This window comes from Actinobacillus arthritidis (assembly GCF_029774155.1).
Classification (GTDB): Bacteria; Pseudomonadota; Gammaproteobacteria; order Enterobacterales; family Pasteurellaceae; genus Actinobacillus; species Actinobacillus arthritidis.
Genome location: NZ_CP103833.1, coordinates 339,850 through 352,348 on the forward strand (window position 1 = coordinate 339,850; position 12,499 = coordinate 352,348).

At 41.4% G+C, this 12,499-nt stretch carries 8 protein-coding genes and 2 pseudogenes; 8 read left to right on the forward strand and 2 right to left on the reverse strand.

Annotated features, from left to right (window positions below):
• Positions 1-69: 69 nt before the first annotated feature.
• Together NYR89_RS01715 and NYR89_RS01720 are read right to left on the reverse strand one after the other, a co-directional pair.
• Positions 70-1,485 carry a basic amino acid/polyamine antiporter gene (locus NYR89_RS01715; protein WP_279446081.1) on the reverse strand — a complete coding sequence of 472 codons (1,416 nt, stop codon included), beginning with the start codon at positions 1,483-1,485 and terminating at the stop codon, positions 70-72.
• Positions 1,486-1,576: 91 nt separating this feature from the next.
• On the reverse strand, positions 1,577-2,470 hold the full coding sequence (locus NYR89_RS01720; protein WP_279446082.1) for a homocysteine S-methyltransferase family protein: 894 nt from the start codon (positions 2,468-2,470) through the stop codon (positions 1,577-1,579).
• 218 nt (positions 2,471-2,688) lie between these two features.
• Here NYR89_RS01720 and metK point away from each other — a divergent pair.
• The 8 genes and pseudogenes from metK (at position 2,689) to NYR89_RS01760 (ending at position 12,458) form a co-directional block, all read left to right on the forward strand.
• Positions 2,689-3,841 (forward strand): annotated as a pseudogene (gene metK / locus NYR89_RS01725) (methionine adenosyltransferase).
• 157 nt (positions 3,842-3,998) lie between these two features.
• Positions 3,999-5,291: pseudogene (locus NYR89_RS01730) on the forward strand (uracil-xanthine permease family protein).
• Between the two features lie 123 nt (positions 5,292-5,414).
• A complete protein-coding gene (gene trxA / locus NYR89_RS01735; protein WP_279446083.1) occupies positions 5,415-5,732 on the forward strand; it encodes a thioredoxin in 318 nt (105 codons plus the stop codon).
• A gap of 177 nt (positions 5,733-5,909) precedes the next feature.
• Complete coding sequence (hflK, locus tag NYR89_RS01740) at positions 5,910-7,106, forward strand: FtsH protease activity modulator HflK (protein ID WP_279446084.1); 1,197 nt, start codon at positions 5,910-5,912, stop codon at positions 7,104-7,106.
• Between the two features lie 2 nt (positions 7,107-7,108).
• Entirely contained in the window at positions 7,109-7,996 is an 888-nt protein-coding gene (hflC, locus tag NYR89_RS01745) for a protease modulator HflC (protein ID WP_279446085.1), read from the forward strand.
• Positions 7,997-8,184: 188 nt separating this feature from the next.
• The gene (purA, locus tag NYR89_RS01750) at positions 8,185-9,483 is read left to right on the forward strand and encodes an adenylosuccinate synthase (RefSeq protein WP_279446086.1); all 1,299 of its coding nucleotides are present in this window, start codon (positions 8,185-8,187) and stop codon (positions 9,481-9,483) included.
• A gap of 188 nt (positions 9,484-9,671) precedes the next feature.
• Positions 9,672-11,120, forward strand: coding sequence for a tRNA uracil 4-sulfurtransferase ThiI (gene thiI, locus NYR89_RS01755; RefSeq protein WP_279446087.1), 1,449 nt, complete (start codon positions 9,672-9,674; stop codon positions 11,118-11,120).
• Positions 11,121-11,315: 195 nt separating this feature from the next.
• Complete coding sequence (locus NYR89_RS01760; RefSeq protein ID WP_423848443.1) at positions 11,316-12,458, forward strand: NADH-dependent flavin oxidoreductase; 1,143 nt, start codon at positions 11,316-11,318, stop codon at positions 12,456-12,458.
• Positions 12,459-12,499: the final 41 nt, after the last annotated feature.

Sequence of the window (12,499 nt, forward strand, 5' to 3'; positions counted from 1 at the left end):
ACAAACTGCATAATTTAGCATAAAAATAAAAAATCCCCTAATGTAGAAAACACAAGGGGATGATGAATGTTAGCTCCAATCAACGTTGGTAAAACTATTATAAACTGCCCAAATAAATAAGAGTCCGATTAAGAGTAATAAGATTTTTTCAAATGTTGTTAAATTTAAGGCTTTACCTTGATGTTGATAACGTGAGTAAAGGAATAAAGCAATGCCCGGTACATAGAGGAGTACCGATAATAATAAGTAATCTAACCCTGCCGCATAAACAATCCATAAACCGTAAATTGATGCGATAAAACCGGTCAGTTTGATATACCACGCTGAATTTTGTTGGAATGACAATTTCAATAAATATGCACCGATTAAGAAATAAGGAACAAGAATCATTGAAGTTGAAATTAATAATAATGCGTTATAACTTTTTCCGGTTAAAAGCACTAAAAATAAACAGAATTGAACAACAAAACCGGTAAACCAAAGTGAATTAATCGGCACTTCATTTGCGTTTAATTTATCTAAAATTTTCGGGAACGCACCGTTTTTCGCACCACGATAAGGCACTTCAGCCGAATACATTGTCCAGCTTACATAAGAAGCAAGCACCGACACAATTAAGCAAAAAGTAATTAAAATCTTACCGCTTGAGCCGATCATGCTTTCCAATAAACCCGCCATTGACGGGTTTGACATCTCCGCAATGGTTTCACGCGGTAAAATGCCGAGTGAAAGCACGGTAATTGCAATGTATAAAACCAAAGCAATTAAAATACCGAAAACAGTGGCTAAACCGACATCGCTTTTCTTTTTCGCATGCGCAGATAATACCGACGCACCTTCCACACCGGTAAATACCCAAAGGGTAATTAACATCGTGTTTTTAACTTGTTCCGAAACGCTGTTATTCAGTGTTGTACCTTGCAAATCTTGATTAAAGGTTTCGCTTTTAAAATACCAAATCGCTAAACCGATAAATAGTACGAGCGGGAACACTTTCACAAACGTTGCAACCAAGTTTACCGTTGCCGCTTCTTTTACGCCACTTGCTACTAAAGCGTGAACTAACCACACGATAATTGAAGCGCCGATAAAAGAAGCAAGTGTATTACCTTGCCCGAAAATAATTTTGGATTCCGTGTCGGTAAATGAACCAATCCCTTCGAATGCCACCACTAAATAGCCGACAATCCCGATCGTCGCACACAGCCAGTAACCCCAAGCGGATAAAAAACCGACAAGATCACCGAATCCCTCTCGTGCATAAGTATAAATACCGCCGTCTAAATCCGGACGCAGACGAGAAATAAAGAAGAAAGAAAGCCCAAGGAAAATAATTCCGATACCGGTAATGATCCAACCGAGAATTAACGCCTCACCGCCGGCGACTGCCGCCATATTTTGCGGTAGGCTGAAAATCCCGGAACCAATCATCGAACTGAGAACCAGTGCGGTTAAAGAAAGTAACCCAATTTTTTTGTTTGACATAATTGCCCTTATTTTGATGTTGTGTTTGATACAAGCGGTTAAATTTTGCGGATGTTTTGCAAAAAATTGCCAATTTTGACCGCTTATTCGGTTATTTTAAATGTTTCGCTAGTGTGTTGATGTATTCGATGCCGATACCGCAACAGCCGCCGACAATGGTTGCGCCTTGTGCCGTCCATTTTTGCGCCCACGCAAGATAGGCTTCAGGATCTAAATCTTTACGCACTTCGTCTAAACCGTCATTGGCGGTTGCATCTTTCGGTTGCGGAGCAAAGGCATTTGCATACGCACCGGTTTGGATATGTGTCGCATTTTTTTCTTTTAGAATAGATTGAGTTATTGCAAGTGCTTGCTCGATCACTTCAGGCTGGCGACAGTTAAATAAAATCGCATCAACGCCTAATTCCACCATTTTTTCAATCGCAAGAGCTACTGGCTCGCCGGAACGTAGTTGCGGCTCTTGTGTCGGTTCATCATCGGTTAAGGTAAACGAAACCCAAAGCGGGCGATTATCTTTTGGCAATAACGGCTTAATCGAAGTCGGTTCAATAATCGCACTTTGCGTTTCACATAACCAAATATCCACATAAGGCGCAAGCCCGTCAATAATCGGTTGAGCGATTTCCGCAAAACGATTCGCTTGAATCAAATCGGCACGGTAAGAGCCGAACATCGGTGGTAATGAACCGGCAATTTTTGCAGATTTTCCGCTATTTTTAACCGCTTGTTTTGCCAAACGACCGGCTAAATCGGCAAGCATTTTACCGTCTGCGCTAAAGCGCTGTTCGCCAATATGGAATGGCACAACCGCATAGCTGTTGGTCGTAATCACTTCTGCGCCGTTTGCGATAAAATCTTCGTGGACTTGTTGCACCGCAGACGGTTTTTCATAAAGCGATAAAGCCGACCATTCAGGTTGTTTGAAAGGTGCGTTTAAACGCATTAACTCACGGCTCATACCGCCGTCTAAAATTGTGATTGCCATATATTGCCCCATAAAATCATTTAGAAGTAAAGTTGAAAAATAGTTTGCCTTAGATGCTCAAAAAATATATTATAGACGTCTAGATGGAAAAACTTCCAAAAGAATTTAATATAAGCGGTCGAATTTTGCAAATATTTTGTGATTTTTGACCGCTTGTAAATTTTAGTGAGGGAGCAACGCTCCTGCCTATATAAAGGTATAACCAAAGGATAATTACAATGGCGATTAATTTATTTACTTCAGAATCAGTATCAGAAGGACATCCGGATAAAATTGCGGACCAAATCTCGGATGCGGTGTTAGATGAAATTTTAAAACAAGACCCGAAAGCGCGTGTGGCGTGTGAAACTTATGTAAAAACCGGTATGGCATTGGTCGGCGGTGAAATCACCACTTCTGCGTGGGTGGATATCGAAAACTTAACCCGTCAAGTGATTTGCGACATCGGCTATACCCATTCGGATATGGGCTTTGATGCACATTCTTGTGCGGTATTAAATGCGATTGGTAAACAATCTCCGGATATTAACCAAGGTGTTGACCGTGCGGATCCGTTAGAGCAAGGTGCGGGCGACCAAGGTATTATGTTCGGTTATGCAACCAATGAAACCGATGTATTAATGCCGGCACCGATTACATACGCCCATCGTTTAATGGAACAACAAGCGAAAGTACGTAAATCTGGCAAATTAGACTGGTTACGTCCGGATGCGAAAAGCCAATTAACCTTCGCTTATGAAAATAACAAAATCGTAGGGATTGATGCGGTGGTGCTTTCAACCCAACACGCTGAACACGTTTCACAAAAAGATTTAGTGGAAGGTGTGATGGAAGAAATCATCAAGCCGGTATTGCCAAGCGAATGGTTAAGCCAAAACACCAAATACTTCATTAACCCGACTGGTCGTTTCGTGATTGGCGGTCCAATGGGTGACTGTGGTTTAACCGGCCGTAAAATTATCGTAGATACTTACGGTGGTGCGACTCGTCACGGTGGCGGTGCATTCTCTGGTAAAGACCCATCAAAAGTTGACCGTTCGGCGACGATACGCAAGACGTTATGTAGCAAAAAATATCGTGGCGGCAGGTTTAGCGGATCGTTGTGAAATCCAGCTTTCTTATGCAATCGGTGTGGCGGATCCGACATCAATTATGGTGGAAACGTTCGGCACAGGTAAAGTTTCAAATGAAACATTAGTGAAATTAATCTACCAAAACTTTGATTTACGTCCATACGGCTTAATCAAAATGTTAGATTTAATCCGTCCGATTTACCGTGAAACAGCAACTTACGGTCACTTTGGTCGTGAACATTTCCCATGGGAACAAACAGATAAAGCGGAAGCATTACGTGCTGGTGCAGGTTTATAATTAAGTTGAAATAGCTTAGCCATATAGAGCGGTTGAATTTACAGAGAAATGTGTACGTTCAACCGCTTGTTTTTTAATTCGGTATTATTACGCAAACGTTTGCCTAAAAGGCTGTAAAAGCGTATAATTCGCCCCAATTTTTTAGTTTGAGGCATTTATGCAAAATTTACGTTATCCTGTCGATTCTAAACCGCCTTTCGGTTTAACCCTTTTACTCGCAAGACACAACATCTTTTAGCCGCACTTGGTGGAATTATTGCCGTGCCGCTTGTTATCGGAAATGTATTAAAACTTCCAACACCGGATACCATTGTATTGGTTAATGCGGCGTTATTGGTTTCAGGGATTGTGACGATTATTCAATGTAGAGGCGTTGGCCCTATTGGTTTGCGTTTACCGAGCGTGATGGGAACGAGCTTTACTTTCGTAGCGAGCACTTGCGATTGGTTTTAGCGAACATGGTGTTGCCGGCATTATGGGCGCTTCGTTAGTCGGCTCATTAGTGATGATTATCGGTAGCTTCTTTATGCCATATGTCCGTAAATTATTCCCACCAGTCGTGACCGGCGTAGTGGTAATGATGATCGGTCTGAGTTTAATTCCTGTCGCAGTAGACTGGTTCGCCGGCGGTCAAAAAGGCGATGCACATTATTCGGATCCGGCAAATCTTGCAATGGCGACTTTTGTACTTGTGCTGGTTGTGATCTTAGTACAATGGGGTAAAGGTATTTTCTCAGCGGCGGCGATTGTGATCGGTATGATGGTCGGTTATGTAGTGGCGTTAGCATTAGGTTGGATCAACTTTGATGCGGTTAAAAATGCAGAAACTTTTGCCATTCCGCGACCGTTGCATTTCGGATTAGCTTTTCCAATTTCAGGTATTATCGGGATGTCGATTGCTTATTTAGTGACGATTGTTGAATCAAGCGGTAACTTTTTAGCATTAGGTAATGCAACACAAACCGAAATCACCGGTAAGCATTTACGTGGCGGTGTATTATGTGACGGTTTAGGCTCTGCATTTGCGGCAATTATGTCGACTACGCCATTCTCATCGTTTGCACAAAATATCGGTGTCATTTCGTTGACCGGTGTGGCAAGTCGCTATGTAGTAACGGTTATGGGCGTATTACTGGTTTTAGCCGGTGTATTTCCTTGGTTTGGCGCATTAATCGTTTCGATTCCTAGCCCTGTTTTAGGTGGTGCGGGCTTAATGATGTTTGCGATGATTATTGTCGCTGGTATCCAAATGTTGGATAAAGTAGAACGTTCAAAACGTAATGGTTTAATTATTGCGATTTCAATCGGTTGCGGTTTAGCGGTGACGACTCGTCCTGAATTATTAGATAAATTACCGAGCTTCTTTAAAGAGGTATTCGGTTCAGGCATTACGGTCGGATCACTACTTGCATTAGTGCTAAATCTGATTCTTCCTGAGGATAAGGAATAAATAATTAGTGCAATTGGAAAAACTTACTTGAAATTGGGTAAGTGAAGCCTTATCTTACGAAATAACTTAACGCCACGGTCAAGTGGCGTTTTCTTTTTAGATTATCAATTAAGGAAACAAATTATGACATTACAAGTTACTGACGCAACTTTTGAACAAGAAGTTTTAAAATCAGATGTACCTGTATTATTAGACTTTTGGGCACCATGGTGTGGTCCTTGCCGTATGGTTGCACCAATTTTAGACGAATTATCAGAAGAGTTTGCAGGTCGTGCGAAAATCGCTAAAGTAAATGTGGATGAGAACCAACAAATCCCAGCACAGTTTGGTATTCGTTCAATCCCAACTTTAATCCTTTTCAAAAATGGTGAAGTGGTTGCAACACAAGTTGGTGCATTACCAAAATCACAATTAAGTGCATTTGTTGAACAAGTGCTTTAATCTTTAATTTTCTAAATCGGGCGAGTTAATTCTCGCCCTTTTTATTTGCAAAAAAATTGTTAAAAAAGACCGCTATTTGCTATATAAAGCCTAGCAAAATCAAGTACAAATAGGTACAATCGACAAGCTACGTTATTTTTAATAGACGTACAGAAATTTTTTATTTTGGAGAAATTTATGTCGTGGAATGAATCAGGCAACCAGCAAGATCCGTGGGGTAAACCGGGTCAAAAAAAGCCTGAGCAACAAGGGCAAGGTTCGCAACAAGAACCGAATCAACAGAATAATCGCCAAGAGCCGCCGGATTTAGAGGAGGCTTTTAGCTCGTTACTAAAAAAAATGGGTGGTGGTAAAAAAGGAAATCAATCGGGAAATTCGCAGAATTTCGGTAAATTCCTACCGCTTACAGCCATTTTAGCCGCTATCGTTTGGGGTGCATCCGGATTTTATACCGTTCAAGAGGCGGAAAGAGGGGTTGTGACTCGTTTCGGGAAATTGCACCAAATCGTAATGCCGGGATTAAACTGGAAACCGACTTTTATTGATGAAGTGATTCCGGTCAATATTGAGCGTGTATCAGAATTAAAAACCGGCGGTTCAATGCTGACACAAGACGAAAATATGGTTCAGGTTGAAATGACAGTTCAATACCGTGTTGAAGATCCGGCTAAATATAAATTTAGCGTGCGTGATGCGGATGATAGCTTAAAACAAGCGACAGACAGTGCATTACGTTATGTGATCGGTCATATGTCAATGGACGATATTTTAACTACCGGTCGTGCAACGGTGCGTGAGAAAACTTGGCAAACTCTCCGTGATATTATTAAAACCTATGATATGGGGTTATTGGTTACGGACGTAAACTTCCAATCTGCTCGCCCACCAGAAGAAGTAAAAGATGCGTTTGATGATGCTATTAAAGCACAAGAAGACGAACAGCGTTTAATTCGTGAAGCGGAAGCCTATGCTCGTGGGCGTGAACCGATTGCACGTGGTCAGGCACAACGTATCGTTGAACAAGCGACGGCTTATAAAGATCAAATCGTGTTAGAAGCAAAAGGTGAAGTAGAACGTTTTTCTAAACTTTTACCGGAATATAAAGTCGCACCGAAAGTAATGCGTGAGCGTTTATATATCGAAACCATGGAAAAAGTGATGAAAAATACGCCGAAAGTGATTATGGACGGCAATGGTAATAATTTAAACGTACTTCCAATGGATAAATTATTGGCTAAACCAACAGTATCTGAGCCAGTGAAACAAGCGACACCAATTATTGTTCAGCAACCGCAAGTCATGCAACAACCAGTACAAACTTCTGTGCCAAATACACAACAAAATAAAGAGCCGGTACGTAAGGGGAGATTTTAAAAATGCGTAAATTCTTATTACCTATTTTATCTCTCATTGCTTTTGCGGTGATTTCTTGTATTACGATAGTACCAGAAGGTTATCGTGGAATTATGTTACGTTTTAATAAAGTACACCGTGATTCAGACCAAAAAGTAGTGGTTTATGCACCGGGTTTACACTTTAAAGCACCGTTTATTGATAGCTTAAAAGTATTGGATGCACGTATTCAAATTTTAGACGGTCAAGAAGATCGCTTTGTCACGGTTGAGAAAAAAGACTTATTAGTTGATTCTTACGTAAAATGGCGTATCAGCGATTTCGGTCAATTTTATACCGCAACCGGTGGTGATGCACAACGTGCTTCGGATCTTTTAAAACGTAAAGTGGGCGACCGTTTACGTTCTGAAATTGGTTCTCGTACGATTAAAGATATCGTATCGGGTTCTCGTGGCGAATTGATGGCCGGCGCACAAAAAGCATTAAATGACGGTGATGACGGTGCTGAGAAACTTGGTATCGAAGTGGTTGACGTACGTGTGAAACAGATCAACCTACCGAATGAAGTTTCATCTTCAATTTATCAACGTATGCGTGCGGAACGTCTCGCAGTTGCAAGTGAACACCGTTCGCAAGGCGAAGAAAAAGCTGAAATTATTCGTGCCGAAGTCGATAAGAAAGTCGTGCTTATTGAAGCACAAGCGAAGAAAACTGCTGAAACTTTACGCGGTGAAGGCGATGCACAAGCGGCAAAAATTTATGCAGACGCATTCAGCCAAGAGCCAGAGTTTTATAGCTTCGTTCGTAGCTTAAAGGCATACGAAAACAGCTTTGCAAAAGATCAAAGCAATATGATGCTACTTAAATCGGACAGCGAGTTTTTCCGTTTTATGAAAGCACCGACAAAATAATTGTATCTATAAGACCCGATCTATATCGGGTCTTTGATTTTTTTATTTCGCTCTGAAAACAACGTATTACAAGCGGTAGGATTTAGCCGTTTTGGGGTAAATTTCTTAGAATATTTAACCGCTTGTTATTGGTGTGTTTGGAGTGAAGATACCAATTCAATTCAAAACTAACTAAAGAGGCAATTCCTATGGGTAAAAGTGTTGCTATTCTCGGCGCTCAGTGGGGCGATGAAGGGAAAGGTAAAATCGTAGATTTATTAACAGACCGTGTAAAATATGTGGTTCGTTATCAAGGTGGTCACAATGCGGGCCATACCTTAATTATCAATGGTGAAAAAACTGTTCTTCGTCTTATTCCGAGCGGTATTTTACGTGATAATGTCACCTGCTTAATTGGTAACGGTGTAGTGCTTTCTCCGGAAGCTCTAATGAAAGAGATGGGTGAATTAGAAGCACGTGGAATTAACGTTCGTGAGCGTTTAAAAATTTCAGAAGCTTGCCCATTAATTCTTCCTTACCATGTTGCAATGGATCACGCGCGTGAAGCGGCATTAGGCAAAAATAAAATCGGTACAACCGGTCGTGGTATCGGCCCGGCATACGAAGATAAAGTTGCTCGCCGTGGTTTACGTGTAAGTGATTTATTTGACAAAGAAGCATTTGCTGAAAAATTAAAAGATATTTTGGATTACTACAACTTCCAATTAGTACATTACTATAAAGTTGAGCCGGTAGATTTCCAAAAAACTTTAGACGATGTATTTGCGGTAGCTGACGTGATTAAAGGTATGGTTGCGGACGTAACAACTTTACTTCACGAAGCACGTAAAGAAGGCGTGAATATCTTATTTGAAGGTGCGCAAGGCACAATGTTAGATATCGACCACGGTACATACCCGTTTGTAACTAGTTCAAATACTACTGCAGGTGGTGTTGCAACCGGTTCAGGTTTTGGTCCTCGTAATCTTGACTATGTATTAGGTATCATCAAAGCATACTGTACTCGTGTGGGGAGTGGCCCATTCACTACGGAATTATTTGATGAAGTGGGGGCGGAAATTGCACGTAAAGGTAATGAGTTTGGTGCAGTAACCGGTCGTCCACGCCGTTGTGGTTGGTTTGATGCGGTAGCAGTACGCCGTGCAGTACAAATTAACTCGATTTCTGGCTTCTGTATGACAAAATTAGATGTATTAGATGGCTTTAAAGAGTTAAAAATCTGTACCGCATACAAAATGCCAAATGGTGAAATCGTAGAATACGCACCGATGGCGACCAAAGATTGGGAAGGTGTTGAGCCGATTTACGAAACAATGCCGGGCTGGTCTGAAAACACCTTCCGTGTCACTAAACGTGAAGAGTTACCACAAGCGGCGTTAGATTACATCAAACGTATTGAAGAGCTTGTTGGCGTGCCGGTTGATATTCTTTCAACTGGTCCGGATCGTGTGGAAACAATGATCTTACGTGACCCATTTGCGGCGTAATTTCGTTTAAATTTTAAGTTGTTTTCTTACCACGGAAAACACGGAGTTCACGGAATTTTCTGTGTATTCTGTGCTTTCCGTGGTAATTGTTTTTTTGATACTTGTCTGAAAAGCAGTTAAATTTGCAAATTTTTAGCGAAATTTAACCGCTTGTTTGGGCAACTTATTTTCCGTAGTGAAACCGAAAAATGAAATTTATTATTAAACTTTTCCCTGAAATTATGATTAAAAGCGATTCGGTTCGTAAACGCTTTATCAAAATTCTGACCTCAAATATCCGCAATGTTTTATTGCGTGAAACTGAAAATGTGGCGGTTATTCGTAACTGGGACTTCATTGAAGTGCGAGCCAAAGTGGTGGAAGAAGCTCCGATGGTATTGGAATTACTGAAACGTACGCCGGGTATTCACCACATTTTAGAAGTGGAAGAAATGCCTTTTGTTACCATGCACGATATTTTTGAAAATACATTGGCAAAAGTACGTGATGAATTGGAAGGTAAAACGTTCTGCGTGCGTGTACGCCGTAAAGGTAAGCATGAATTTCGTTCGTTAGATGTAGAAAAATATGTGGGTGGCGGTTTAAATCAACATATTGAATCGGCTCGGGTAAAATTAACTAAGCCGGATGTAACCGTGCGTATTGATATTGACGGCGATAAAATGTTGCTAATCAATGCTCGTCACGAGGGTTTAGGCGGTTATCCGATAGGAACGCAAGAAGATGTGTTATCGCTTATTTCCGGTGGCTTTGATTCGGGCGTATCGAGTTATATGCTGATTCGTCGTGGCTCGCGTGTACATTACTGCTTCTTTAATTTAGGCGGTGCGGCGCATGAAATCGGTGTAAAACAAATGGCATACCATATTTGGAGCCGTTACAGCACTTCACACAAAGTCCGTTTTGTGGCGATTAATTTTGAAAATGTGGTTGGCGAAATTTTAGAGAAAGTCGATAACGGTCAAATGGGCGTGGTGTTAAAACGTATGATGGTGCGTGCCGCAAGTAAAATCGCCGAGCGTTTCGATATTCAAGCGATCGTAACCGGTGAAGCGTTAGGTCAGGTTTCAAGCCAAACTTTAACCAATTTACGTTTAATCGATAAAGCGTCCGATACATTGGTATTACGTCCGTTAATCACCCACGATAAAGAACAAATTATCGCTATGGCAAAAGAAATCGGCACCGATGATATTGCGAAATCCATGCCGGAATTTTGTGGCGTTATCTCGAAAAATCCGACCGTGAAAGCGATTGAAAGCAAAATTGTGGAAGAGGAAGGGCATTTCAATTTTGAAGTGTTGGAACAAGCGGTAACAAACGCACAGTTCCTCGATATTCGTGAGATTGCTCAACAAACGGAACAAGAAGTTGTGTCGGTTGAAACGACTTCTGAATTAACCGAAAACGATATTATTTTAGATATTCGTAGCCCGGAAGAAACTGATGAAGCTCCGTTTAGTTTGGACAGTGTAGAAGTAAAATTAATGCCGTTCTATAAACTTTCAAGCCAGTTCGCTTCGTTGGATCAATCGAAAAACTACTTACTTTACTGCCAACGTGGGGTAATGAGCAAATTACAAGCGCTTTATCTCAAAGAGAATGGCTTTAGTAATGTAAAAGTGTTCCGACACTAATTATTTTAGCAACTTTAAAAGCGGTCATTTTTTGCAAAAAATTTGTAAAATTTGACCGCTTTTTCATTATTTATATTTTCCAATTTAGCAAAACTTATTTAATTTCTCGTTGCTTTTTTATCAAAAATAAATCCGTAAAATCCCCCCTCAACGAAACGCACAAAAGTGCCAACTCATACGGAGAATAAGAAAATGATGAATCCCAAATATGCCCCTTTGTTTACCCCTTATACGCTCAACAACGGCGTAGAGATCAAAAACCGCCTGACGGTTGCACCGCTGACCATTTACGACTCTGGCGAAGACGGCGAGATGACAGAAGCTGGTTGCCATTTTTGGCAAAATCGTTTTGAGGGCTTTGGCTTGTTTATTATGCCGTTTACCAACGTTCACCCAAGTGGTATTGGTTTTGAAAGCCCAAATGCTTTTGATGAACGCCACTTACCTACCTTGCGTGAATATGCGGAAATCGCCCACGCACAAGGAGCAAAAGCGGTGGTACAGATTGCTCATTCAGGCAGTCGTGCCGAGCGTTCGATGACCCAAGGACACGATGTGATCGCCCCAACTAGCGATCTGTACGGACGTTTTCGCTCGATGACAGAACAGGAAGTGTGGGAAATGGTGGATAGTTTCGCCTATCTTGCAGAATTAGTGATGAAAGCAGGCTTTGATGGTGTGGAAATTCACGGTGCAAATGGTTGGCTTATTCAACAATTTATGTCGGCGACAACCAATCTTCGCACGGATTACTGGGGCGGAAATTTGGAAAAACGAATGCGTTTTCCGCTAGCGATTGTGGATAAAATTGATGAAATGCGTAAAAAATATAACCGCCCTGATTTCATCATTGGTTATCGTTTCTCGCCAGAAGAACCTGGTGAAGATGGCATTACGATGAAAGAAACGCTCGCATTAGTGGACGCATTATTGGAAAAACCGTTGCAATATCTGCACATTTCATTGTGGGATTTCTACAAAAAAGTTCGCCGTGGGGCTGATAGCAATCTTACCCGAGTGCAAGTGGTACACGACCGTATCAATGGACGAATGCCGTTCTTTGCCTCGGGCAATCTCTACACCGCAGACGATATGCTTAATGCCTACCAAACAGGCTGGGTGGAAAGTGTTTCAATCGGTAAAAGCATTATGCTCAACCCGAATCTAGTGGAACTGATCCAGACTGGACGAGAAGCAGAAATTGAAAGCACCTTCGACTGGGAAAAAGCAGATTACTACCGCTACACCCCAGCAATGCTACAAGGCACAATGGCTGGCACGGATTTCTTCCCACCGTCAAAACAAAATGGTGTGAGATATAGAACCAATCATTTTTAAATGAAGGAATGCCGTCTAACAGTTTTTTCAGACGGCATTAG